The sequence below is a fragment of the Hydrogenophaga sp. genome (assembly GCF_025699295.1).
Taxonomy (GTDB): domain Bacteria; phylum Pseudomonadota; class Gammaproteobacteria; order Burkholderiales; family Burkholderiaceae_C; genus Hydrogenophaga.
This window is the reverse complement of the sequence record NZ_JAILWB010000001.1, coordinates 151922-177176: the sequence shown is the minus strand read 5'-3', so window position 1 is coordinate 177176 and position 25255 is coordinate 151922. Positions and strand designations below refer to the sequence as shown.

At 67.8% G+C, this 25255-nt stretch carries 20 protein-coding genes and 2 pseudogenes; 7 read left to right on the top strand and 15 right to left on the bottom strand.

Annotated elements, in window-relative coordinates; translation table 11 throughout:
* Window positions 1–60 precede the first annotated feature (60 nt).
* Window positions 61–1851: a DEAD/DEAH box helicase gene (locus K5880_RS00815; protein WP_297647787.1), complete on the bottom strand. Its 1791-nt coding sequence runs from the start codon at window positions 1849–1851 to the stop codon at window positions 61–63.
* 253 nt (window positions 1852–2104) lie between these two features.
* On the opposite strand from K5880_RS00815, the gene ettA reads away from it, so the two are divergent.
* From ettA to K5880_RS00800, 3 genes are all read left to right on the top strand, one after another.
* Window positions 2105–3766, top strand: coding sequence for an energy-dependent translational throttle protein EttA (gene ettA / locus K5880_RS00810; protein WP_297647392.1), 1662 nt, complete (start codon window positions 2105–2107; stop codon window positions 3764–3766).
* The gene (locus tag K5880_RS00805) at window positions 3766–4305 is read left to right on the top strand and encodes a DUF1415 domain-containing protein (protein ID WP_297647389.1); all 540 of its coding nucleotides are present in this window, start codon (window positions 3766–3768) and stop codon (window positions 4303–4305) included. The genes ettA and K5880_RS00805 overlap by 1 nt, the downstream gene beginning before the upstream one ends.
* 114 nt (window positions 4306–4419) lie before the next feature.
* The gene (locus K5880_RS00800; protein ID WP_297647387.1) at window positions 4420–6513 is read left to right on the top strand and encodes a DUF1631 family protein; all 2094 of its coding nucleotides are present in this window, start codon (window positions 4420–4422) and stop codon (window positions 6511–6513) included.
* Window positions 6514–6627: 114 nt separating this feature from the next.
* On the opposite strand, the gene K5880_RS00795 is transcribed toward K5880_RS00800, so the two are convergent.
* The 9 genes and pseudogenes from K5880_RS00795 to K5880_RS00755 all read right to left on the bottom strand — a co-directional run bounded on the left by K5880_RS00795 (window position 6628) and on the right by K5880_RS00755 (window position 15038).
* Window positions 6628–7956, bottom strand: a complete 1329-nt coding sequence (locus K5880_RS00795; protein WP_297647384.1) for a TAXI family TRAP transporter solute-binding subunit — start codon at window positions 7954–7956, stop codon at window positions 6628–6630.
* A 55-nt stretch (window positions 7957–8011) separates the two neighbouring features.
* On the bottom strand, window positions 8012–9595 hold the full coding sequence (locus K5880_RS00790; protein ID WP_297647381.1) for a PAS domain-containing methyl-accepting chemotaxis protein: 1584 nt from the start codon (window positions 9593–9595) through the stop codon (window positions 8012–8014).
* 140 nt (window positions 9596–9735) lie between these two features.
* Window positions 9736–9933, bottom strand: a pseudogene (locus tag K5880_RS00785) (copper-binding protein); the annotation flags it as partial.
* A gap of 93 nt (window positions 9934–10026) precedes the next feature.
* Window positions 10027–10470: pseudogene (locus K5880_RS00780) on the bottom strand (DUF411 domain-containing protein); the annotation flags it as partial.
* A gap of 19 nt (window positions 10471–10489) precedes the next feature.
* Window positions 10490–10993, bottom strand: a complete 504-nt coding sequence (locus tag K5880_RS00775) for a cupredoxin family protein (protein WP_297647378.1) — start codon at window positions 10991–10993, stop codon at window positions 10490–10492.
* Window positions 10994–11007: 14 nt separating this feature from the next.
* A complete protein-coding gene (locus tag K5880_RS00770; RefSeq protein WP_297647375.1) occupies window positions 11008–12405 on the bottom strand; it encodes a copper oxidase in 1398 nt (465 codons plus the stop codon).
* Between the two features lies 1 nt (window position 12406).
* On the bottom strand, window positions 12407–13795 hold the full coding sequence (locus tag K5880_RS00765) for a hypothetical protein (protein ID WP_297647373.1): 1389 nt from the start codon (window positions 13793–13795) through the stop codon (window positions 12407–12409).
* A gap of 80 nt (window positions 13796–13875) precedes the next feature.
* Window positions 13876–14253, bottom strand: coding sequence for a hypothetical protein (locus K5880_RS00760; RefSeq protein ID WP_297647370.1), 378 nt, complete (start codon window positions 14251–14253; stop codon window positions 13876–13878).
* Between the two features lie 41 nt (window positions 14254–14294).
* Window positions 14295–15038, bottom strand: a complete 744-nt coding sequence (locus K5880_RS00755) for a thioredoxin family protein (protein ID WP_297647367.1) — start codon at window positions 15036–15038, stop codon at window positions 14295–14297.
* A gap of 163 nt (window positions 15039–15201) precedes the next feature.
* Here K5880_RS00755 and K5880_RS00750 point away from each other — a divergent pair, with 163 nt between their 5' ends.
* Window positions 15202–16632, top strand: a complete 1431-nt coding sequence (locus tag K5880_RS00750) for an alanine/glycine:cation symporter family protein (protein WP_297647364.1) — start codon at window positions 15202–15204, stop codon at window positions 16630–16632.
* 18 nt (window positions 16633–16650) lie between these two features.
* On the opposite strand, the gene K5880_RS00745 is transcribed toward K5880_RS00750, so the two are convergent.
* The 5 genes from K5880_RS00745 to K5880_RS00725 all read right to left on the bottom strand — a co-directional run bounded on the left by K5880_RS00745 (window position 16651) and on the right by K5880_RS00725 (window position 21942).
* Window positions 16651–17736: a glycerophosphodiester phosphodiesterase gene (locus K5880_RS00745; RefSeq protein ID WP_297647362.1), complete on the bottom strand. Its 1086-nt coding sequence runs from the start codon at window positions 17734–17736 to the stop codon at window positions 16651–16653.
* 42 nt (window positions 17737–17778) lie between these two features.
* Window positions 17779–18522: an amino acid ABC transporter ATP-binding protein gene (locus K5880_RS00740; RefSeq protein WP_297647359.1), complete on the bottom strand. Its 744-nt coding sequence runs from the start codon at window positions 18520–18522 to the stop codon at window positions 17779–17781.
* A 9-nt stretch (window positions 18523–18531) separates the two neighbouring features.
* On the bottom strand, window positions 18532–19635 hold the full coding sequence (locus K5880_RS00735; protein ID WP_297647356.1) for an amino acid ABC transporter permease: 1104 nt from the start codon (window positions 19633–19635) through the stop codon (window positions 18532–18534).
* 4 nt (window positions 19636–19639) lie between these two features.
* The gene (locus K5880_RS00730) at window positions 19640–20818 is read right to left on the bottom strand and encodes an amino acid ABC transporter permease (RefSeq protein WP_297647353.1); all 1179 of its coding nucleotides are present in this window, start codon (window positions 20816–20818) and stop codon (window positions 19640–19642) included.
* 95 nt (window positions 20819–20913) lie between these two features.
* A complete protein-coding gene (locus K5880_RS00725; protein ID WP_297647350.1) occupies window positions 20914–21942 on the bottom strand; it encodes an amino acid ABC transporter substrate-binding protein in 1029 nt (342 codons plus the stop codon).
* 360 nt (window positions 21943–22302) lie between these two features.
* On the opposite strand from K5880_RS00725, the gene K5880_RS00720 reads away from it, so the two are divergent.
* Genes K5880_RS00720 through K5880_RS00710 form a run of 3 tightly spaced genes read left to right on the top strand, consistent with a single transcriptional unit; the run spans window position 22303 to window position 25253 of the window.
* Entirely contained in the window at window positions 22303–24006 is a 1704-nt protein-coding gene (locus K5880_RS00720) for a long-chain fatty acid--CoA ligase (RefSeq protein WP_297647782.1), read from the top strand.
* Between the two features lie 4 nt (window positions 24007–24010).
* A complete protein-coding gene (locus K5880_RS00715) occupies window positions 24011–24244 on the top strand; it encodes a hypothetical protein (protein WP_297647347.1) in 234 nt (77 codons plus the stop codon).
* A 10-nt stretch (window positions 24245–24254) separates the two neighbouring features.
* A complete protein-coding gene (locus K5880_RS00710; protein WP_297647344.1) occupies window positions 24255–25253 on the top strand; it encodes an MDR family oxidoreductase in 999 nt (332 codons plus the stop codon).
* The last annotated feature ends 2 nt before the right edge of the window (window positions 25254–25255 follow it).

The following is a 25255-nucleotide window of genomic DNA, read 5'->3' as shown; positions in this document are numbered from 1 at the left end:
GGGCAGACGGGGCGTCGGGCGGGAGGGTGGTGCGGTCAGCTGGCATGACCGCACTGTAGTTCAGCGAATGCGGCCGTAGTTGGTGCGCAGCGGATCGGCACCGCCGCCTGCGTTGCCGCGCTGGCCACCGCCCTTGCCCTTGCCGCCGCGGTTGCCGGTGCGCATGGCGTCGATGCTGGTGCGCAGCGGATCGGGCTGGCCACCCGGGCTGGCCGCGCGCGGACGGGGTTCCTTGATGCGCAGGCTGCCCAGGTGGGCGTTCGGGCCGGGCTGGCGCTCGGCACCCGGCTCGCGGTCCTCGCGCGGGCCACGGTCTTCACGCGGACCACGGTCGTCGCGCGGACCACGGTCGTCGCGCGGCGGGCGGTGGCCCTGCGCGTTGCCATTGCGCTGGCCACCGTGGCGGGGCTGGCCGTTGCCGCCTCCACCGTTGCCGTTGGCGCGCTGGCCACCACCATTGCCACTGCGGCGGCCTTCGCCGCGCGGGGCATCACCGCCGTCACCGGCCGGGCGCTGGCGCTGGCCACCGCCGCCGCCGCCGTTGCCCCGGCCCTGCGGCTCGCCGGCCCGCTTCTCGCGCACGCGCTGCAGCATCTCCGTGCGCGCGGCCTTGGCGGCCGCGGCCATCACCTCGCGGCTGGGCGGCTTGCCCGCGCCGCCCCAGATGGTCTGGCGGCCCATGGCGATGGGCTCGGCCTTCTCGCCGGGTTCGGGCATGAACTCCTGGAAGATCTGCACCGGGATCTGCTGTTTGGTGAAGCGCTCGATTTCCATCATGAAACCTTCTTCATCCAGGCTCACGAGGTTGATGGCTTCACCGCTGTTGCCCGCGCGGCCGGTGCGGCCGATGCGGTGCACGTAGTCCTCGCAGACGTTGGGGATCTCGTAGTTCACGACGTGCGGCAGCTCGTCGATGTCGATGCCGCGCGCGGCGATGTCCGTGGCCACCAGCGCGCGGATCTCGCCGCTCTTGAAGCCGGCCAGTGCCTGCGTGCGCGCGCCCTGGCTCTTGTTGCCGTGCAGCGCCATCGCCTGGATGCCGTTCTTCGTCAGGTACTCGGCGACGTTGTTGGCGCCGAACTTGGTGCGCGTGAACACCAGCACCTGGCTCCAGTTGTGCTGGTTGATGATGTGCACCAGCAGGGCCTTCTTCTTGCCGCGGCCGACGGGGTGGATCACCTGGGTGATGCGCTGCACCGTGGTATTGCGCGGCGTCACCTGGATGTGCAGCGGGTCCTTGAGCAGCGCGCTGGCGAGGTCGCGGATCTCGTCGCTGAAGGTGGCCGAGAACAGCAGGCTCTGTTTTTCTTTCGGCACCAGCGCCAGGATCTTCTTCACGTCGTGGATGAAGCCCATGTCGAGCATGCGGTCGGCCTCGTCGAGCACCAGCATCTGCACCGTGGAGAGGTCCAGGAAGCCCTGCTGCTGGAGGTCCAGCAGTCGGCCGGGGGTGGCGACCAGGATGTCCACGCCGCGTTTCATGGCGTTGATCTGCGGGTTCATGCCGACGCCGCCGAAGACCACGGTGGAGGTCAGCGAAAGGTGTTTGCCGTAGACGCGCACCGATTCCTCGACCTGCGCCGCGAGTTCGCGTGTGGGGGTGAGCACCAGGGCGCGGATGCCGACGCCGCCGAAGCGGCTCTTGGCACGCTCGGTGCTGGAGAGGCGCTGCAGCATGGGCAGGGTGAAAGCGGCGGTCTTGCCGGTGCCCGTCTGGGCGCCACCGAGCAGGTCGCGACCGGCCAGCACGGCGGGGATCGCTTCCACCTGGATGGGGGTGGGGGTTTCGTAGCCGTGCTCGCGCACAGCTTGCACGATGGCCGGGGCCAGGTTCAGATCGTCAAAGGTCATGTAGATAGAGGCGCCCGTCCAGGGCGCTGGGGGCATCGGCCACTCCGGGTGCCGCGGCCTGTTTGGCTGCGGCGCCCGGTCAGTCTGGGGCAGATGGATTCAGGAAGTCGGTGGCCGCAAAGGCTTTGCGCACACCCCAGCCAAGTGCTGGTGCCGGGCCAACTGAAGTGCCCGACAGGCTGTATTGTCGCATGCGCCGATAATCGAAGGCTTGGCGCCCCTTTCAGGCGCAGATTTCTCAGGCAAAACTCTCATGGCTCAATACGTCTTTTCAATGAACCGGGTCGGCAAGATCGTGCCGCCCAAGCGCCAGATCCTCAAGGACATCTCTCTTTCGTTCTTCCCTGGCGCCAAGATCGGCGTGCTCGGCACCAACGGCTCGGGCAAGTCCACGCTGCTCAAGATCATGGCCGGCATCGACAAGGAGATCGAGGGCGAAGCGATTCCCATGGCGGGCATCCGTATCGGCTATCTGCCGCAGGAGCCGCAGCTCGATCCCGAGCAGAACGTGCGCGAGGCGGTCGAAGCCAGCCTGGGCGAAGTGCGCGCCGCCCAGAAGCGCCTGGACGAGGTGTACGCAGCCTACGCCGAGGAAGATGCCGACTTCGACGCCCTGGCCGCCGAGCAGGCCACGCTCGAAGCCATCATCGCCACCGCCGGCACCGACAGCGAGCACCAGATCGAAATTGCCGCCGACGCGCTGCGCCTGCCGCCCTGGGACGCCAGGGTGGGCGTGCTCTCCGGCGGCGAGAAGCGCCGCGTGGCCCTGTGCTGCCTGCTGCTGTCCAAGCCCGACATGTTGCTGCTCGACGAACCCACCAACCACCTGGACGCCGAATCGGTGGATTGGCTGGAGCAGTTCCTGGCCCGCTTCCCCGGTACCGTGGTGGCCATCACCCACGACCGCTACTTCCTGGACAACGCCGCCGAGTGGATTCTCGAACTCGACCGCGGCCATGGCATTCCCTACAAGGGCAACTACTCGACCTGGCTGGAACAGAAGGAGGCGCGCCTGGAGCAGGAGCAGCGCACCGAGGACGCGCGCACCAAGGCCATGAAAAAGGAACTGGAGTGGGTGCGCCAGAACCCCAAGGGCCGGCAGGCCAAGAGCAAGGCGCGCCTGGCGCGTTTTGAGGAACTGAGCGACGTCGAATACCAGAAGCGCAACGAGACCAACGAAATCTTCATTCCCGTGGCCGAACGCCTGGGCAACGAGGTGTTCGAGTTCAAGAACGTCAGCAAGAGCTTTGGCGACCGCCTGCTGATCGACAACCTGAGCTTCCAGATCCCGGCTGGCGCCATCGTCGGCATCATCGGCCCCAACGGCGCGGGCAAGTCCACGCTGTTCAAGCTCATCAGCGGCAAGGAACAGCCCGACAGCGGCGAAGTCAAGATCGGCCAGACCGTTAAGATGGCCTTCGTCGACCAGAGCCGCGAAGGCCTGGACGGCGACAAGACCGTGTGGGAAGACATCTCCGGCGGCCTGGACATGATCACCGTGGGCAAGTTCCAGATGCCCAGCCGCGCCTACTGCGGCCGCTTCAATTTCTCCGGTGGCGACCAGCAGAAGCGCGTGGGCAGCCTCTCCGGCGGTGAGCGCGGGCGCCTGCACCTGGCCAAGACCCTGGCCGAAGGCGGCAACGTGCTGCTGCTGGACGAACCCTCGAACGACCTGGACGTGGAAACCCTGCGCGCGCTCGAAGACGCGCTGCTCGAATTCGCCGGCTGCGCGCTGGTCATCAGCCACGACCGCTGGTTCCTCGACCGCATCGCCACCCATATCCTGGCGGCCGAGGGCGACAGCCAGTGGGTGTTCTTCAACGGCAACTACCAGGAGTACGAGGCCGACAAGAAGAAACGCCTGGGCGAAGAGGGAGCCAAGCCCAGGCGCATGCGTTTCAAAGCCTTGAAGTGATGCCGGACGTCGAAGCCGTCACCCGCCGCTGGATCGAGAAGGCCGTGATCGGCCTGAACCTGTGCCCGTTCGCGCGTTCGGTGTACGTGAAGAACCAGGTGCGCATCGTGGTCAGCCAGGCGCGCCACCTCGATGCATTTTTGGACGACCTCGATCGCGAGCTCGACCTGCTGGTGAACACGCCGGCCGAGGAGATCGACACGACCCTGCTGGTACACCCCACGCTGTTCCCCGACTTCGAGGTGTTCAACGACTTCCTCAACGTCGTGGACGACGTGGTGGCCGAGCACGAACTCGAAGGTGTGGTGCAGGTGGCACCCTTTCACCCCTTGTTCCAGTTCGAAGGCACCGAGGCCGACGACGTGACCAACGCCACCAACCGCGCACCCTTCCCGACGCTGCACCTGCTGCGCGAGGACAGCGTCGAGCGCGCGGTGGCCTCCGAGGGTGGCGACGCCGACGCCATCGTCGAGCGCAACCTGCAAACCCTGCGCGAACTGGGGGCTGCGGGCTGGCAGGCGCTGATGGCGAAGCCTTGAACTGCCGGGAATTCCGGGTTTCTTTTCCGCTTTTACAGGGTTACCCTGTTGGCCACAATGTCAGGCATTCGGCCGACATTTTCATTCCAACCGCACACGAGAGAGCCCGTCTGCATGGACGCCAGCGACACCCAGGCCTTTGACGCCTGTCTGCGAGACGCACTTGCCCTGACCCGCGAGTGGGTGCCGCGCTGGCTGGACAAACTGCATGCCGCCATCAAGGACCGTGAGTTCTCCGCCAGCCAGCTGAGCGAAAAGCAGGTGCTGATGCAGGCCCGCACCACGCTCGAATCACACCGCGACCTGGTGGCCACGCGATTTCTGGCGGCCTTCGCCGAGTCGATGGAGAACGCGCTGCCTCACACCGGTACCGGTTCGCGCCGTTCCCCGACGGTGAGTTTCGACGAACTCGAACTCATGGGAGACGACCAGGTACAGGAGACCGTGGAGCTGGCCCGCGTACAGCAGGTCGTCAAGATGGCGGTGGACGAGGAACTGGTGACGCTGACCGCGCTGCTCAATGGCGCGCAAGGTCTGGCCGTCGTCAATCCCGACGCCAACCCCTTGCGGTCCGAAGTGGTTGTGGCCGCGCTGATGAAGGCGCTCAAGGGACTGCACGTGGAAGCTGCAGTGCGTTCGCGATGGTTGCAGGTGGGCGCGATGTCGCTGGGCGAGGCGCTGCGCGAGATGTACGCGAACCTCTCCCGGCAGATGGAACGCGCCGGGGTGAAGCCCGCCGGTTACGTGGTGACGCAGACCGCCACCAGCCGCACGACGCCGGGCACCGCCGCGCCGGACGCTGCCCACCCGGATTCGGTGCCGGCACACGAGATGCTGGGCAACGACGCGCTGCTCACGCTGGACCATCTGCACCAGCTGCTGGTGGGCAACCTCGACCAGGGCGACGACGGCCCGAGCGACGGCGGTGCGTCCGGTTCAGGCAATGCCATGGTGCGCACGCTCGCCAGCGAGGTGGTCACCCTCATGCTCAAGCGCATCGCCGCCGACGAGCGCCTTCTCGCGCCGGTGCGCAGCCTGTTGCAGGACATGAAGCCCGCCCTGCTGCAACTCGCGCGCACCGAACCCCGCTTCTTCGCTGACAAGCAGAACCCGGCGCGCCGCCTGCTCGACGCGATCATCGCGCGAGGCCTGGCGTTCACCAGCGAGCAGGATCCCGGTTTCGCGGCTTTTTCCAACCAGACGCGCGGTGTCGTGCGCGCGCTGCTCAAGCCGGGCGCAGATCTGGCCGCGCGGTTTCCCGCGCAACTTGAGGAGTTCCAGCGCTCGCAGGCCGCCGCAGTGGGGCCCGCGCAGGTCCAGGCCCGTGGCCTGGCGGTTCAGACGCTGGTGCGTGTGGAACAGCGCAACCTGCTGGCCGAGCGGGTGGCTACTGAAATGCGGGGCCGAAACGATTTTGACAAGTCGCCCGGCGTGGTGCGGCGTTTCCTGACCGGCCCCTGGTCGCAGGTGGTGGCGCAGGCGCGTCTGGAGAGCACGGATGCGGCGCCCGGCGAATCCGCGGCCATGCGCTATACCGACATCCTGCCGGACCTGCTGTGGTCCAGCCAGCTCGCGCTGGCCAGCCTGAACCGGCCGCGCCTGGTCAAGGTCATCCCGGGTGTGTTGCGCACGTTGCGCGAGGGGCTCGATTCCATCGACTATCCGCGCGAGCAGGCGGAGGCGTTTTTCCAGGCACTCATGGGCCTGCACGAGGCGGCCTACAAGACGCAGCGCAACGAACCACCCGCCGACGAACAACCCAGCATCCAGCCCGAGCTGGATGACGAGCCGTGGATGCAGCGCAACGAGGTGCGCGATACCTGCTTCATGGAAGACTCGCTGCCGGACGCGCCTCCCACGACGACGCAGCCGGCCTTTCTGGACACCCAGCCCTTGCAGCGCGATTGGGCCGATCTCAAGGCCGAGATGGCGGTGCAGCGCACATCAGAGTTGCCGGTGGGCACCTGGGTCGACATCCTGCAGGACGGTCAGGCCATGCGCTGGCAGCTCACCTGGGCCAGCCCGCATGGCACGCTGTTCCTGTTCACCGGTGGCAATGGCCGCTCCCTGTCCATGACCAAGCGCGGTCTCGAGCGCTTGCTGGAACAGCGGCGCCTGCGCGTGGTGGCCGATCATGGCGTGGTGGATGAGGCGCTCGACGAGGTGGCGCGCCAGGCCTGGCTCAACAGCGCCATGGCAGAAAAGTAGGGCAGGGCCCCCACGCTCCACCGCTGCGCGGGTCGCTGCCCCCCAGGGGGGCTGACCCGGCTTGGGGCGGCCCGGCGCCGGGTCGGTGGCCCCCACGCTCCACCGCTGCGCGGCTCAGGTTTTTCTGAGCAGTTTCTTGCGCACGAGGTGGATGTTGTTGCGCAGGGCGTAGAGCTCGTCGGTGTACGACAGCGGCACCACGATCTTCTCCACCTTCGATTCCATCGCGTCGAGCTGCTCCAGCAACGCCTGCACGCTGCTTCCCTGATCGCTCTCCTGCTGTTGTTCGATGTCGCGCAACTCGGCGTACCAGCGGAACACGCGTGAGCGGATGCGAAAGGCGTAGAGCGGCGGCACGATGCGCGACAGCGGCAGGGCCAGCACGATGATCAGGCCCATGGCCAGCCACACGCGCTCGATCAGATTGGCCAGCCAGAACGGCAGATAGCGCTGCAGGAAGGGCGCGCCATTCTTGATGGCGCGTTGCGCCTCGGACGAGATCGGCACCTCGCTGTGCTCCAGGCTGGGGTATTCGCGCGCACGGCTGAACCAGCTCGCGCCGCTGTGCAGCTGGGTGGCGGTCTGGGCGAACAGTTGCAGGATGGCAGGGTGCGTGTCGCTGTGCGCCAGCAGGCTGGTGGTGGATGCCACCAGGCGCACATTGCGCGCCGGAATGTTTGCCGCCAGATCCACCACGCCCTGCGGCATCACCACCGGCGTGAGATAGCCGAAGCGGCGCGAATAGGCCTCGCTCTGGGCGAAGTCCAGCAGCTTCACGCCGGGCGTCTGCAACAGCATCTGCACCATTACCGATTCGGGCGCCGACGCGAACACCACGGCATCAATGTCGCCGTTGAGGAAGGCCACTGTGGCCGGGGTCTGTTCCAGCTTGCTCAGCGTGAGCTGCGAGGCGTCGACACGATTGACATCGAGCAGGGTGGTGAACAGGCGCGGCACACCGCTGCCGGGCGTGCCCACGTTGACACGCCAGCCCTTGAGCTCGGCCAGCTTGTTCACGGTGGGGTTCTTCTGCAGGCGTCTGGCCGCGTCTTCCCGGTAGAACATCCAGAGTGGCTCGACGAACAGGCTGCCCAGCGAGACGATGGAGCCCTCGTCGTCGTAGCCGATGTCGGCGGTACCACCCTGCACGAAGCCCAGATCGGCCTGGCCGGTGCGCAGGAGCTCCAGGTTGGCCGACGAACCCTCCGAAGCAAGCAGCTCGACCGTGATGCCGTAGCGTGCGAGTGCCTCCGCGTAGCGCTTGCCGAATTCATCGTAGGCGCTTTGCGCGGGGCCGGTGGCCAGCACCACGCGCTTGGGCGGGGTGGGGTTGAGCCACCAGTAGGTCAGGCCCAGCAAGGCGATCGTGAGCAGGGCGAACGGGCCTGCAGAGAGCAGCATCTCGCGCAGCGAGAGCAGGGTGTAGCGCAGGGTCTTGGGCATGGCGAGACATTAGCACGCCGCACCCGGGCGACCGGCGGGACCGGATGTTCGGACCTCAGGCCCGAGCGGGTGCGCGGGGCACCAGGCGGAATACCCGCACCGCGTCGTTCATGACCTGCGACTGCGCCTGCAGCGCGCTCGCGGCCGCGGCCAGTTCCTCGACCATGGCAGAGTTCTGCTGCGTCACCGAGTCGAGATGGCCCACGGCCTGGTTGATCTGGGACAGCCCCAAGGCCTGTTCCTGCGTGGCGCCGTGGATGCCGGTGATCAGGGTCTGGACCTGTTCGACCGCGCTCACCACCTCCGCCATGGTCTTGCCGGTGCTGTGCACCAGGCGGCTGCCCGTAGCGACCTTGTCGCTCGACGTGCTGATCAGGACCTTGATCTCCTTGGCCGCCTCCAGGGTGCGCTGGGCGAGGTTGCGCACCTCGCCGGCCACCACCGCGAAGCCACGCCCCTGTTCACCGGCGCGCGCGGCCTCCACGGCCGCATTGAGCGCGAGGATGTTGGTCTGGAAGGCGATGCCGTCGATCACACCAATGATTTCGCCGATGCGGTTCGACGACTGGCTGATGTCGTCCATGGTGTGGATCACGCGGGCCATGGCCTCGTTGCCCGCGCGCGCCACGCTGGCCGAATGTAGCGAGAGCTCGGTAGCCTCGCGCGAGGCGTTGGCGCTTTGCTGCACCGTGCTGCTGAGTTCCTCCATGGAGGCGGCGGTCTGCTCCAGGCTGCTGGCCTGCGACTCGGTGCGCGAGGACAGGTCCTGGTTGCCCGCGGCAATCTGGCCGGAGGCGACCTGCACGCCCTCGACTTCGCGGCGCACGTCGGACACCACGGCCTGCAGGTTCACGTTGAGCTGGTTGAGCGCCTTCGCGAGTTCGCCAAACTCGCCACCCGCGCGGCCCTGCCAGCTCGCCGACAGGTCGCCGGCCGCCATGAGGTTGGCAAAACCCACGGCCTGGTTCAAGGGCGCGAGCACCTGGCGACGCAGCAGGACCGCGGCCGCGGCGGTCAGCGCGAGCAGAGCCGCTGCCGCACCCAACTGCGCCGCGCCGGTGGATGTAGCCGCGATGTGACCCGCCACCACGCCGACGGTGGCCACGCCGAGCAGGGACAGGGCAATGCGCTTGCCCAGCGTGGGTCGCACCAGTTTCCGCAGGCGCCCGGGCAGGCCGGTGCGCACCAGCTGACCGCGGTGCAGGGCCAGCGCGATGCGTCCGCTGTCGTGTTCGGCGCGCATGCGGGCGTACAGGGCTTCGGCCTGCTGCACCTGTTCCCGGGTCGGTCGTGTGCGCACCGACATGTAGCCGACCGCCTGGCCGTTCTCCACCATGGGCGTGGCGTTGGCCACCACCCAGTAGTGGTCGCCGTTCTTGCGCCGGTTCTTCACCAGGGCCGACCAGGGCGAGCCCGAGGCCAGGGTGGTCCACATGTCGCGAAAGGCTTCGGCGGGCATGTCGGGATGGCGCACCAGGTTGTGCGGCTGACCCAGCAGCTCGTCGCGGTCAAAGCCGCTCACCGCCACGAAGGCCGGGTTGCAGTAGGTGATGCGGCTTTGCAGATCGGTGGTGGAGACAAGCGTGACCCCCTCGGGGATCACGAACTCGTTTCCGGTGACGGGCAGGTTGTGGCGCATGGAAGGGGCTCGCAAAGGTGAAGTGGTCGATCTCACCTTTCCATCGGCGTGCGTTGCGGGAACTGCAAGGCGCAAGCCGCCCTGGCGATCTGAAAACGCCCGGGGTTTGATCCATGTCAAGTCCCCGGCACGTCGCCGGTTCAGCGCACCGGTTCGATGCGCATGACGGTGTAGGCGCCCTTGACCTTGTCGGCGCTGAAGCGCACCTTGTCGCCGGCTTTCACGGTGGCGAGCAGGGCCGGGTCGGCCACCTGGAACACCATGGTCATGGGTGGCATGTCCAGGTTCGGGATCTCGCCGTGCTTGAGTGTGATCTTGCCGGCGGCCCGGTCGACCTTGCGCACCTCGGCCTCGCTCAGGGCCCCGGCACCCGTGGCTTCGCCCGCGGTGCGCTTGAAGGCGTCCTGCGACATGCCGGCGGCGTGCCGCTGGAACACCTGCGCGCTGCCGTCGCGCTGCACCAGCAGCACGTCGTAGGCGTCGCGGCGGCCGCCGTAGATCGGGCCGTCCATGCCGGGGCTGCCCACGGGCATGCCCGGCACGGCCAGCCCCAGGGCCTTCGGCTTCTCGGTCAGCAGGCGGCGGATTTCGCCCGGTGCCACATGGCCTTCGACCACGTAGCCGCCGACCAGGGCGGTGTGGCACGAGCCGTACTTCGCGGGCAGGCCCAGGCGCTGGCGCACCGCGGTGTTGCCGCTGTCGTGCATCTGGACCTGGAAACCGTCGGCGCGCAGCAGCGCGACCCAGTCGTTGCAGCAGCCGCAGTTGGGGTCTTTCCAGACCTGCAGGGGCGGCAGCGCGGTTTGCGCGAACGCGCCGGTGCCGCCTGCGAGGGCCAGGCCGATCGCCGTGCCGAGGAGATGTCGTCTTTTCATGGTGTGCTCCTTGTGGGGTTCAGGTTCGGGGTGTGACGCGGATGGTGCCGCGCATGCCGGCATCGAAATGGCCGGCGATCAGGCAGGCGAATTCGAAGTCGCCCGCGCGGTTGAAGGTCCAGATCACATCGCCGGTCTTGCCCGGTGGCACGTGCGCCATGTAGGGCTCGTCGTGCTCCATGCCGGGGTGCTTCTTCATCATCTCGGCATGGGCCTGCAGCTCGGCGGGGGTCCCGATCACGATCTCGTGCATCAATTTGCCCTTGTTGACGGCACGCAGGCGCAGGGTTTCGCCTTCTCGCACCTCCAGGCGGCTGGGCGTGAGCTTCATGTCGTCGGTCATGCGGATCTCCACCGTGCGCGTGACAGCGCCGGCGTCGCCCGCGATGCCCCAGGGTTTCTGTTCCTTCACCACCGGGGCGGTGGTGGCGTGGGGCTTCTCGCCGTGCGCGAAGGTGCGGGGCAGCGCCAGGGCCAGCGGCAGGGCGATCAGGTGGCGGCGCTTGGGGTGGGGTGTGGTCATGGGAACTCCGGGGTTCAGTGTTGGTGGGGGTTGGCCGGCTTGCGGGCGGTGGCGGCCGCGGGTTGCGAGGGCGTGTCCGGGCGGCTGGCTGCAGGGGCCTGCCCGGTGTCGACCAGGCGGGCCTGCGTGCCCGGCGGCATGACGTAGTCGCCCGGGTCGCTGTAGTCGCCGGCCTTCTGGTCGGCGCGCACCTTGAGCGTGGTGAACATGCCACCCATCTCGATCGGGCCGTAGGGGCCGGTGCCGGTCATCATGGGGAAGGTGTTGGCGGGCAGCTCCATCTGCATCTCGCCCATGTCGGCCATGCCGCGCTCACCCATCACCATGTAATCGGGCACGGCACGCTGCAAGGGCTTGACCAGGCCGCGGTGGTCCACGCCGATCATGGTCGGCACGCCGTGGCCCATGGCGCCCATGGTGTGGTGGCTCTTGTGGCAGTGCATCGCCCAGTCGCCCGGTTCGTCGGCGACGAACTCGATCTGCCGCATCTGGCCCACCGCCACGTCGGTTGTGACTTCGGGCCAGCGCGATCCCCGGGGCGTGGGGCCGCCGTCGGTGCCCGTGACCTCGAACTCGATGCCGTGGATGTGGATCGGGTGGTTGGTCATGGTCAGGTTGCCCACGCGCACGCGCACGCGCTCGCCCAGGCGTGCCACCAGCGGTGTGATGCCGGGGAAGACGCGGCTGTTCCAGGCCCAGATGTTCTGTTCCAGCATGGTGTTGACCTGCGGCGTCATGCTGCCGGGTTCGACGTCGAAGGCGTTGAGCAGGAAGCAGTAGTCGCGCTGCACGTCTTCGATCAGCGCATGCTTCTGCTTCGGGTGCGTGACCCAGAAGCCCATCATGCCCATGGCCATCTGCACCATCTCGTCGGCATGCGGGTGGTACATGAAGGTGCCGGGCCGGCGCGCCACGAACTCGTAGACGAAGGTCTTGCCCACGGGGATCTGCGGCTGGTTCAGGCCGCCTACACCGTCCATGCCATTGGGCAGGCGCTGGCCGTGCCAGTGGATGGTGGTGTGTTCGGGCAGGCGGTTGGTGACGTAGAGGCGCACGCGGTCGCCTTCCACCACCTCGATGGTGGGGCCCGGGCTCTGGCCGTTGTAGCCCCACATGTTGACCAGGAAACCGGGCGCCACCTCGCGCACCACGGGTTCGGCCACCAGGTGGAATTCCTTGACGCCCTTGTTCATGCGCCAGGGCAGGGTCCAGCCGTTGAGCGTGACCACCGGGTGGTAGGGCCGGCCTGCGCCTGTCACGCCCGGTGGTGTCCAGGGCGGCGCGGTGTCGGCCGAGGTCTGTTGCACGGCCTCGGGGATGGCAGCGAGTGCCACGCGGCTCACGCTGGTGGCGGCCACCGCGGTGGCGGCTGCACCAGCAAAAAAATGTCGTCGGTTGAGTGGGGTGTGCATGTCAGTGTCCTGCGGCGGCGGCTGTGCCGGTGCCCGAAGTGGTGGGGGTGTCGGGGCCTGCGTAACCCGTGCCAGCGAGCAGCGCCTGCCAGTCGGCGTGCGCGAGCCAGTAGCCGCGTCGTGCCTGCACCGCTGCGTCGAGCGAGGCCAGGCGGTCGCGCGCGCTGGCCAGCAGCTCCCAGCTGCTCTGCAGCATGCCGTTGTAGCGCAGCAGCGTTTCCTGCGCCAGCGCGGCCTGCAGCGCGACCACCGCATCCTGGGCGTGCCGTGCGCTGGCGTGGCGCAACTGCAGCGCGGCCCAGGCCTGGCGCGCCATCGAGCGGCGCTCGCTCGCCTGGCGCAGCAACGCAGCCTCGGCGCTCGACGCGCGCTGCAGGGTGTGGTCGCGCAGCAGGCTCAGGTTGTCGATGTGTGGTGGCGTGGCGCCCGGGTCCGGCCCGGACAGCGCGTCCAGCGCGGCGTCCACCGCATCGTTCCAGGATTGACGCCATGCGGGCACCAGCGCGACGATGTCGCGCCGGGTTTGCAGCCGTTGTTGTGCCAGCGCGAGGTCGCTGCGCAGTACGGCGGCTTCCAGCGTGGCTTCGCTCAAACCCTCGCCGGGAGCGAGCTGTGCGGGTGGCTCGGGCAGGCTGGTGGGCAACTGGTCGGCAAGTCTGCGCGCCGCCTGGGCGTCCCACATGCCGAGTTGTTGCGCCAGCCGTTCCTGCGTGGCCAGGGCCGTGCCGTGCGCATCGGCGTAGGCTTGCCAGGCGCGGGCCTCGATCAGTTGCTCGCGCAGTTGCCGGGCCTGGCTCCAGTTGCCCGCGTCCACCATGCGCTGGCCGAGTTCGCTGCCGGTGCGGGCGGCGTCCAGCGCCTCCCCGAGCAGGCGCTCGCTCTGGCGCGTGGCCACGGCATCGATCCAGGTGCGTCGCAGGTCGCGCACATGGCCGGCGTAGGCCACCTGCACCCGGGCGCGCGCCAGCGGGTTCATGTCGGCGTGGGTGAAGAGCTCGGGCCGATGCCGCAGCGAGAGCCGCAAGGCCTGGGTGAAGTCCAGGGCCGGGGCCGTGCCCGCGTCGCTTGCCACAGGGGCATCGCCCGGCTGGCGTGCCTCCCACCGCAGCAGATCGATGTGGCCGCGCGGGAACTCGGCCACACGCTGGTTGGCACGCTGCCAGATGGCGCGGGCCTGGGCGATGTCCCCGGGTGGTGCGGACGGGCCGGTGTCACCCGCGGCCGGCAAGGCCAGCGCGGGCGGCGGGTGTGAGGGGTGGTCCGGATTGGCCGCGTCGAGCGCGTCCAGTGGCTGGGCCTGGGTGGTGGACAGCGCCAGAGCCAGGCCGATGAGCAGGCCGGCGCGCAGCGGGCCGGGACGGTGTGGCGGAACTCGCCCTGAAACAATCATGGATATCTCCTGAGAACACGAATCAGCGCCCGTTGCGCGCCCTGTTCGGGCGGCGGCGGACGCACCTCGGGTGTGTGAACTCAGGAAATGGGTGGTTTGATGCCGCGCCGCGGCTCGGAACTCGCGAAGCGCTCGGCCGGCGGAGCCAGCACGCCGTGGACCGGTGTCGCTGTCACAGCGGTACCGGCTCGGTGCGCCATGGCCGGGCCGTTGCAGACGTCGCAGCTCTGGTGCGCGTGGTGGCTGTCACTGCCGTCACCAGCCTCCGCCATCCCGTCGTGCACCGCACCCGCTGCCGGAGTCGCCTTGGCGTGGTCGGGACAGGGCATGGCGGTGGTGTGCGCGGTCTGCGTCATGGTCTGAACCGGCGCGGCCAGCATCGCCACCGCCATGGCGTCGCCCATCCAGCCGCGAACGGGCAGCAGGGCGATCATGAGGGCGAGCACGATGTGGCGCATGGCGTGTGAATGATACGGCGCCGTTCAGATGGTTCCGCGCTTCATGAGGTGCATTGCAGCACCAGCGCCTGCACCGGCCGCGTCAGGCCGGGGTCGGTCACCACGAATGCCACGCGCGCGTTGCCACCCGCGGGCAGGTTGAGCCGTGCGCTGTGAGCCTGATCCGCCGGCCAGGGCTCGACGGGCTGGTACAGGCTCACGACGTGGTCGTGGCGCAGGCTCTCGCCCGCGTTCTCGCCGCGCGTGACCTTGCTCACCAGCCCGTCCTGCAGCACGGCCCAGTAGCCCGCCAGCGTGGTGTGTGCGGGGCTCGCCGCCAGCTGTGCCGTGACCTGGTTGCCCTCGCGGACCAGGCGCAGGCCGGGTGCGGCCGCGGAGGGCAGGGGCGTGAGGTCGCGCGCGCCCTGGCCTCCCCAGCCGCGGTGGTCGCGGCCATTGAGAACGACCTGCGGTGTGTACACGTACTTGCCGCCCAGCGCCTCTTTCAGGCGGTATTGCCGGGCGGTGGTCTCGGGGGTGGCGAAAGGGTCGCGCCAGCCGAGGTGGTTCCAGTAATTGACATGAAAGGACAAGGCCAGCACGCCGTCCTGCGTCTTCAGGGTGGAGAGCCAGCGGTCGGCCGGCGGGCAGGAGCTGCAGCCTTCGGAGGTGTATAGCTCGACCACGGCCGGCGGCTTCGGGCCGGAGCGTGCTTCGCAGTTCTGGGCCGAGGCAGATGTGCCCAGCACCGCACTGGTGACGCACACGGGGAGCAGCAGCAGCGCGCGGCATGGTTGGCGGTTCATGACGTTCTCCGGTAGTGGCGCGTGCAGGTGTGTCGACGCCAGGCGGGCGTGCTTACAGCCGTCGGACGGATGGTCGCCTTTCGTCGGTTGGCCCGTTATCTGCTCTGGTCTTGCGGCCGCCATCACCGTTAGTATTTATTTCTACTTTTCAGGAGGAGTCGACATGTCGTTCTTGACGCAGCTGTTTTCCACACTTGAAAACCTCACCTGGGGGTGGGCCCTGATCCCCATCCTGGTGGTCTTCGGCATCTTCATGACGGCACTGACGGGCTTCGTCCAGTTCCGCTACTTCTTCCGCATGTTCCGCGTGCTCGCGCCAAAGAACGAGCACGCCGATCCGAACCAGATCAGTGCGCGCCAGGCCCTGTTCGTCTCGCTGGGCGGGCGCGTCGGCGGTGGCAACATCGCCGGCGTGGCGGTGGCCATCACGCTCGGCGGCCCGGGAGCGGTGTTCTGGATGTGGGCGATCGCGCTGATCGGCATGGCCACCAGCCTGGTCGAATGCACACTGGCCCAGGTCTACAAACGCAGCACCGCCGACGGCACCTACCGGGGTGGCCCCGCGAGCTATATCCGGCACGGCCTCGGGCCGCACTACCGCTGGCTGGGCGTGTTGTACGCCGTTTGCCTCATGGCCTCGTTCGCCTTCGGATTCAACGCCTTCCAGAGCAACACATTCGCGGGCGCCGTGAACAACAGCATGGGGGTTGATCGCATCTGGTCGGGCGTGTTCCTGGCCGTGGTGACGGGCTTCATCGTCTACGGCGGCATCCGCCGCATCGCCAAGGTGTCCGACATCCTCATCCCCATCATGGCGCTGAGCTACATGGCCATGGCGCTGCTGGCGATGGTGATCAACATCGCGGAGATCCCGCGCGTGCTGGCCATGATCGTCAGCAACGCCTTCGGCATCGAGGAGGCCGTGGGCGGCGGCATGGGCGCGGCGATTGCGCAGGGCCTGCGCCGCGGTCTGTTCTCCAACGAAGCGGGGTTGGGCTCCGCGCCCAATGTGGCTGCCACGGCCTACGTGAAGCACCCGATCAGTCAGGGCATCACGCAGTCGCTCTCGGTGTTCCTGGACACCATCGTGATCTGCTCGTGCACCGCCTTCGTCATCCTGCTCAGCCCGGCCTATGTGCCCGGCGCCACCGATGTCGACGGCATCGTGCTCACGCAACAGGCGCTGAGCTCGCACTTTGGTGCGTGGTCGCAGTACTACCTGACCTTCGCGATCCTGCTGTTCGCCTTCAGCTCCATCATCTACAACTACTACCTGGGCGAGGCGGCCCTGACCGAGCTGACCGGCAAGCCCATGGCCCTGCATGTGCTGCGCGTGGCGATCGTGGTGGTGGTGTTCCTGGGCGCCAGCGCGCCGGGCGCGACCTCGGTGTTCTTCTTCTCCGACCCGCTGATGGGCCTGCTCGCGCTGGTGAACCTGATGGCCATCCTGATGCTGTTCCCGGTGGCCATGCGCCTGCTGCAGGACTACCGCGCGCAGCTCGCGGCCGGCATCGAGCGCCCGGTGCTGGACACGCGCCAGTTCGCCGATCTGGACCTGGACACCACCGCCTGGGACGCGCCGCCTCCGCGGTGAGCGGTGGTGGTGCCTGGCTCAGCGCAGGTCGGGCGCCACGCCGAATGGCACGGGTTCTGGCGCCGGTGCCGGTGCGGCGGAGCGGGCCTGCATTTGCGGCACAGCGACGGTGGGCGGCAGCACCATGCCGCGCTGTTCCATGACGTCTCGCAGGCGGTCCGGATAGTCGGTGATGAGCCCATCCACGCCCCAGTCGATCAGGCGGGCCATGTCCTGGGGATCGTTTACCGTCCAGGGAATCACGCGCAGCTCCAGCGCCCGGGCGCGCTGCAGCACCTGCTGGTTGAGATCACTGAAGTGGGGCGACCACAGCTTGCCGCCAGCTGCGGCGACCATGGCCGGTGCATCCTCATGCTCCGCCAGCCGAAGGCCCGCCGTCCACTCGCCGTCGCGCAAGGTGTTGAAGCGCGGCAGTTGCGCCGTGAGATAGGCCAGTGGCATGCCGGGTGCCAGACGGCGAGCCACCTTCTGGATGCGCCAGTCAAAGCTCTGCAGCCCCACGCGCGAGGTCATGCCATGCGTGGCCACCACCTCCAGCACGGCCTGCACGAAGGCTTCCGGCAAAGGTGACTCGTCCGGGCGCTGCGGGTGCAGCTTGAGCTCGATGTTGAACCGTACGTGGCGGGCACCGAGCTGGCGCACGCGCTCGAACAACGTGGCCAGCGTGGGTATGCGCTGACCGTCCCTGGGCACCTGCTGCGCGAAGTCACGTGCGTAGCGGCTGGCCGGGTTGATGCGACCCACGTCCCAGGCAGCGATCTCGGCCAGCGTGAGGCGGTGAAAGGGTTGGCCCCGTCCCTGCAGCCAGCGCCCGCTGGCGTCGCGCGTGAGATCGGGGTTGGGCGCGGTGTCGTGCGAGATCACCGGTACACCGTCGGCGCTGAGCACCACGTCGAGTTCCAGGGTGGTCACGCCCACGGCCAGCGCGCGCTCGAAGCCCGCCAGCGTGTTCTCGGGGGCCAGGCCGCGCGCGCCGCGATGGCCCTGCAGATCGAAGGCCAGTGCGGCGCTGGCGCACCACAGCGACAGGCCCATGGCAGTGGTGCCGCTCCAGCGCAGCCAGGTCAGCCGCTGCACCTTCCTGAGCTTGTGCTTTTCGGTCATGGGGCGCAGTGTGACAGCGCCCCATGACCGATGCAAGACAGGTCAATGCCCGAGGATCTTGGAGAGGAAATCGCGGCTGCGTTCGTTCTTCGGGTGGTTGAAGAAGTCCTCGGGGGTGTTCTGCTCGACGATCTGGCCCTGGTCCATGAAGATCACGCGATCGGCCACCGCCTTGGCAAAGCCCATCTCGTGCGTCACGCAGATCATGGTGATGCCCTGGTTGGCCAGCTCGATCATCACATCGAGCACTTCCTTGATCATCTCCGGGTCGAGCGCCGAGGTGGGCTCGTCGAACAGCATGATCTTGGGCGTGAGGCACAGCGCACGGGCGATCGCCACGCGCTGCTGCTGTCCGCCCGAGAGCTGCAGTGGATATTTGGCGGCCTGCTCGGCGATGCGCACGCGCTCGAGCTGCGCCATCGCCCGCTCCTCGGCCTCCTTCTTCGGCATCTTTCCGACCCACATGGGCGAGAGCGTCAGATTCTCCAGCACGGTCAGGTGCGGAAACAGGTTGAACTGCTGGAACACCATGCCGACCAGCTTGCGCACCTGGTCGATGGCCTTGATGTCGTCGGTGAGCTCGATGCCGTCCACCGTCAGGTGCCCCTGCTGGTGCTCTTCAAGGCGGTTGATGCAGCGGATCAGCGTGGACTTTCCCGAGCCCGAGGGGCCGCAGATGACGATGCGCTCGCCCCGGGCCACGTCGAGGTCGATGTCGCGCAGCACGTGGAAGTCGTTGCCGTACCACTTGTTGACCATGTCGAAGCGGATGATGGAGTCAGTCATGTGGTTCTTTCAGCGCGCCTTGCTGGTGGAGAGCTGCTTCTCGACCCACAGGCTGTAGCGGGACATGGCGAAACAGAAGATGAAATAGACGACCGTGATGAACAGGTAGGCCTCGATCTTGAACGGGCGCCAGTTCACGTCGGAGTTGAGTGCCAGCGACAGCGCGCCGGTGAGCTCGTACATCGAGACGATGGTCACCAGCGAGGTGTCCTTGAAGATCGAGATGAAGTTGTTCATCACGCTGGGGACCACCATGGCCAGCGCTTGCGGCAGCACGATCTTGCGCTGTGTCTGCCAGTAGCTCAGGCCCAGCGTGTCGGCTGCTTCGAGCTGACCTTTGGGTATGGCCTGCAGCCCGCCGCGGATGATCTCTGCCATGTAGGCCGCCGCGAACAGCGTGATGCCCACCACCACACGCACCAGCACGTCGATGGTGACGCCCTGCGGCATGAACAGCGGGAACATGAACGAGGCCATGAACAGCACCGAGATCAGCGGCACGCCGCGGATGAGTTCGATATAGATGATGCAGGCCGACCGGATGGCCGGCAGGTTGCTGCGCCGCCCCAGCGCCACCGCGATGGACAGTGGAAAGGCCAGGAAGATGGACATCGTGGCCAGCAGCACCGTGAGGGGGAGACCGCCCCAGAGGTCGGTGCGCACCTGCGTGAGGCCGAGCACGCCGCCCCCCATGAGGACGAAGAAGACGACCATGATGGCCACCCACATCGCGGCCAGCCAGGGTTTCCAGAACACGCGGATGCAACTGGCGATCAGGCCGGCCACCATGAGGCTGGTGGCCAGCACCGGGCGCCAGTGCTCTTCGAACGGATAGCGCCCGAGCAGGATGAGGCGGTATTTTTCCGTCACCACCCCCCAGCAGGCGCCCGCGCCACGCACGCTCTGGCAGGCATCGGCACTGGCGCTGAAGACCGCGTTGCCCAGGCCCCAGTTGTAGAGCCGCGGCAGCAGGTAGGCCGCCAGCGCGAGCAGAAAGACCGAGGTGATGCTGCTGCGCAGGTCACCGAACATGTTGGTGCGGATCCAGGGCACGAAGCCACTGGTGCGCACCGGCGAGGGGCGCGCGGCGATGGGCACGAAGGTATCCGGCATGGGGCTACCTTTCCTTGATGGCCATGCGCTGGTTGTACCAGTTCATGAAGGCCGAGGTGGACAGAGATGTGCTGAGGTACACCAGCATGATGATGGCGATGCACTCCACCGCGCGACCCGACTGGTTGAGCGTGGTGTTGGCGATCGAGACCACGTCGGGGTAGCCCACGGCCACGGCCAGCGAGGAATTCTTGGTCAGGTTGAGGTACTGGTTGGTCAGCGGCGGAATGATCACGCGCATGGCCTGGGGCAGCACCACAAGGTTCATGGTCTGCCGCGGCGCCAGGCCCAGCGCCGCCGACGCCTCTTTCTGGCCCAGGCTGACCGACTGGATGCCACCGCGCACCACCTCGGCCACGAAGGCGGCGGTGTAGATGGTCAGGCTGATGAGCACGGCCATGAACTCGGGCGAGACACTGCCACCGCCCTCGATCATGAAGCGCCCCGCCTCGGGCACGGCCCACTGCTTGGGCATGCCGCCGGCCAGCCAGCCGAGCAGGGTGCCACCGAGCACGATGCCCAGCGTGGGCCAGCCCGGCTTGCGCAGGCGGCCGGTTTTCTCGAACTCGCGCAGCGCCCAGCGGCGCCACACCCAGGCCAGCAGAACGCCGGCCACGAGGCCCGCCAGCATCACCAGGTAGCCTGTGCCCTGCATGGGCCGGGGAAAGGCGAAGCCGTCCTTGCTCAGGTAGAACAGGTTGGCAACGTTCCACGCCTCGCCAGGCACGGGCAGCACCTCGACAAAGAACAAGTACCACATCAGCATCTGCAGCAGGATCGGTACGTTGCGGAAGATTTCGACGTAGCCGTAGCAGATGCCGCGCACCAGGCCGTTGCGCGAGAACCGTCCCACGCCCAGCAGCACACCCAGGATGGTCGTGAGCACGATACCGATGACGGCCACGCGCAGTGTGTTGAGCACGCCCACCCAGATGGCCTTGCCGTAGGTCTGGCTCGGGCTGTATTCGATCATGGTCTCGCCGATGTCGAATCCGGCGGCATCGCCGAGAAAGTCAAAGCCGCTCTGAATGCCCCGGATGCGCATGTTTTCCTGGGTGTTGTGCGCCAGGAACCAGACACCCAGACCGATGAGCAGCAGGGCGACGGTCTGGTAGATCAGCCCGCGCGCGGCGCGGCTGCGCCACGACCACGCGGGCCGTGGAGGTTTGGAGGCGGCGTTCAATGTGGTCTCCTGTGGGAGGTCGGGAGCTCACTGGCCCCAGATGCGACAACGCCGGCAGGAATTCCACGCCGGCGTTGTCAGCCCGTGTTGCGCGATCAGCGAATGGGCATCGGGTACATCAGGCCGCCCTTGTTCCACAGGGCATTGACGCCACGCGGCAGGCCGATCGGGGTGATGTTGCGCTCGTAGCTCTCGCCGTAGTTGCCCACGGCCTTGATGGCGCGCACGGCCCAGTCCTTGTCCAGGCCGAGCAGCTTGCCGGTGTCCTCGGTGCCGCCACCCAGCAGGCGCATCACGCTCGGGTTCTTGCTGTCCTTCTTCATGGTGTCCACGTTGGCGGCCGTGATGCCCAGTTCCTCGGCCTCCAGCAGCGCGTAGCCGATCCATTTCACGATGGCAAAGAACTCATCGTCGCCACGGCGCACCGCCGGGCCCAGGGGCTCCTTGGAGATCAGTTCGGGCAGGATCATGTGGTCGTCGGGCTTGGCCGCTTCCTTCGAGCGGATCGAGGCCAGGCCGGAGGCGTCCGTGGTGTAGGCCTGGCACCGTCCGGCGAAGTAGGCCGCGTTGGTGGCTGCCAGCTCGGCAAACACGATCGGGCGCAGGTTGAGGTTGTTGGCGCGCGAGTAATCGCTCATGTTCAGTTCGGTGGTGGTGCCGGCCTGCACGCACACCGTGGCGCCCTTGAGGTCCTTGGCGCTCTTGACGTTCAGGCTCTTGGGCACCATGAAGCCCTGGCCATCATAGAAATTCACACCGGTGAAGTGCAGGCCGAGCGAGGCGTCGCGGGTGAGCGTCCAGGTGGTGTTGCGCGGCAGCAGGTCGACCTCGCCGGACTGCAGGGCGGTGAAGCGCTGTGCGGCATTCAGGGGCACGTAGCGCACCTTGGTGGAGTCATTGAGCACGGCTGCGGCCACGGAGCGGCACACGTCCACGTCCAGACCGCTCCATTTGCCCTGGCTGTCGGCGGCGGAGAAGCCGGCCAGACCGGTGCTGACGCCACAGATCAGTTCACCCCGTTTCTTGATCGCATCGAGATCCTTGCCGGCATGCGCGGGCAGGCTGACCAGGGTGGCGACCGCGCTCAGGGCCACGGCAGTCAATGTCTTGGAACTCATCTTCATCGGGTCTCTCCGTTCGTGTAGTGGAAGTGCATCTGCCGGGCAGAGGCCTGCACCTGTTGGGTGCATGCCCTGGGCGCAACCAATGTATCCCTGCCCTTTTGGAGGGGGGATCGGGGTTTACGTGGGAAAGACATGCAAATTTTTCATGTCACGATCCCGCATGGCCCCGTGCGGACGCCGGCCCGTGTGGCGTCGCAGGTTCCGTGCCACCGCCGCGCGCGCCGACGGTCCCGGGCGCGACAAGCACCATGCCGGTTCCCCGACGCGGCCCGTATGCTTGGTTTCGTTGGACATCAAGAACATCGGAGACAAGCGATGAGCACCACCGCCACCGCCCCTGCGCCAGCCAGTACGGCGCCCATGCCCGACCCATGGGCGCACCACCGCTTCTGGCCCTCGCGCCTGCCGCACCGCATCCACCCGCCGGCCACCTCGCTCTGGCACAACCTTGCGGTGAGCGCGCTGCGCTACCCCGACAAGCCCGCGCTGGTGTTCTTCGACCGCGTGTTCACCTACCGCGACCTGCACGAGCAGGCCGAGCGCCTCGCGGCGCACCTGCGGCAGCAGGGCGTGCAGGACGGCGACCGTGTGATCCTGCTGATGCAGAACTGCCCGCAATGGGTGGTGGCGCATTTCGCCATCCTGCGCGCCAACGCGGTGGTGGTGCCGGTCAACCCGATGAACCGGGCCGAGGAGCTCAAGCACTACATCACCGACCCCGACGCGCGCGTGGCCATTGCCGCGGCCGATCTCGCTGGTGATCTGCTCAAGGCCAACAGCGAGGTGCCCGAGGGCGAACGCCTGCGCCACCTCGTGGTCTCGCACTACAGCGACGCCATCGGTCCAAAGGCGGAGATTCCACCGGCCTGGGCCGACTGGCTGGGCGCGCGCCACGCCGTGCCCGCGCTGCCCGGTGGCAGCGTGAGCGACTGGGCCGATGCGCTGGCCTGCACCGGCAGCGCGCCGGCGCACAACCGCGGCCCGGACGACCTCGCCGTGCTGCCCTACACCAGCGGCACCACCGGCCTGCCCAAGGGCTGCATGCACCCGCACCGCACCGTGATGCACAACGCGGTGGCCGTGGGCCAGTGGACCCACAGCACTTCAGAGAACGTGGGCCTGCTGGTGGTGCCGATGTTCCACATCACCGGCATGGTGGCCGGCATGCACGCCGCGGTGTACATCGGCGCGACCATGGTCATGATGCCGCGCTGGGACCGCGACCTCGCGGGCCAGCTCATCTCGCGCTGGCGCGTCACGCACTGGACCAACATCCCCACGATGATCATCGACCTGCTGGCGAGCCCGCGCTTCGACCAGTACGACCTCTCCAGCCTGGTGCTGGTCGGCGGTGGCGGCGCGGCCATGCCACAGGCCGTGGCGCAGCGCCTGCTGGAGCAGTACGGTCTGCGTTATTCGGAGGGCTACGGCCTGACCGAGACCGCCGCGCCTTCGCACAACAACCCGCCCGACCACCCCAAGCAGCAGTGCCTGGGCATCCCCTTCCTGAGCACCGAGGCGCGCGTGGTCGACCCGATCACGCTGCAGGAGATGCCGCGGGGCGAATCGGGCGAGATCATCATCCACGGCCCCGAGGTGTTCGACGGTTACTGGAAGCGCCCCGAAGCCACCGACGCCGCCTTCATCACCTTCGAGGGCAAGCGCTTCTTCCGGTCCGGCGACCTGGGCCGGGTCGACGAGGACGGTTACTTCTTCATCACCGATCGCCTCAAGCGCATGATCAACGCCAGCGGCTTCAAGGTCTGGCCGGCCGAGGTGGAGGCACTGATGTTCCGCCACCCCGCCATCGCCGAGGCCTGCGTGATCGCCACGCAGGACGCCTACCGCGGCGAGAGCGTGAAGGCCGTGGTGGTGCTGCGCGAAGCCGCGCGCGGCAGCACGAGCGAGCAGGGCGTGATCGACTGGTGCCGCGAGAACATGGCGGCCTACAAGTGCCCTCGCACCGTCGAGTTCGTGGCCGCGCTGCCCAAGAGCGGCAGCGGCAAGGTCATGTGGCGCCTGCTGCAGGAGCAGGAGGCGCAGAAGACGATGGCGGCACAATGAACGCATGCCGTCCCTGACCGAAGCCTTTCGCCGCCTCTGGCAACCGCGCCGCGGCCTGTTCTGGCTCATGCTGGCCCTGCAGCTGCTGTCGTCGGGCATCGTGCTGTACCTGCAGATCGCCGACCCACCCGGCGGCTTGCGGCTGGTGCTGAGCCTGATGGCGCTGGTCGATGCCGTGCTGGCCTGGTGGTTGACAGTGCGCCTGTGGCGCGAGTCGGCGCCCATGACGTCATCCTAGGAGCCCTCCCATGTTCAATGCCCTCGTGATCACCCAACCCGAGTCGGGCTACCGCTGCGAACTCACGCAGCTTGATGAAGCGCAACTGCCCGCCAGCGGCGACGTGACGGTGCGCATCGACTATTCGACCGTGAACTACAAGGACGGCCTGGCCATCACGGGAAAGTCGCCCGTGGTGCGCAGCTTCCCGATGGTGCCGGGCATCGACTTCGCGGGCACGGTGACGCAGAGCGACCATCCCAGGTGGAAGGCCGGTGACCGCGTGCTGCTCAATGGCTTCGGTGTCGGAGAAACCCATTGGGGCGGCCTGGCGCAGATGGCGCGCGTCAAAGGCAACTGGCTCGTGGCTCTGCCCGACACGCTGAGCGAGCGCGAGGCAATGTCGCTGGGAACCGCGGGCTACACGGCCATGCTGTGCGTGATGGCGTTGCAGAAGCACTGGGCCGATGCCGGCGTGGCCAGCGGCAGTGGTGACGTGCTGGTGACCGGTGCGGGCGGTGGCGTGGGCAGTGTGGCGATCTCGTTGCTCGCCGGCATGGGACACACGGTGGTGGCGTCCACCGGCCGGCCGCAGGAGGCCGATTACCTGAGGTCGCTGGGTGCGGCCACCGTGATCGATCGCAGCGAACTGAGCGCGCCCGGCAAGCCGCTGCAGAAGGAGCGCTGGATCGCCGTGGTCGATTCGGTGGGCAGCCACACGCTGGCCAATGCCTGCGCCAGCACGCGCTACGGCGGCGCGGTCGCGGCCTGCGGCCTGGCACAGGGCATGGACCTGCCCGCGAGCGTGGCGCCCTTCATCCTGCGCGGCATCACGCTGTACGGCATCGACAGCGTGATGGCGCCGATGGCCCGACGCGAAGCCGCATGGGATGCGTTGGCGAAGAAGCTGGACCGCGCGCAGCTCAAGGCGATCACGACAGAGATCGGCCTGCGCGACGCCATGGCCGCCGGCAGCGACATCCTGGCCGGCCAGGTGCGCGGGCGGCTGGTGGTGAACGTCAACGCCTGAGG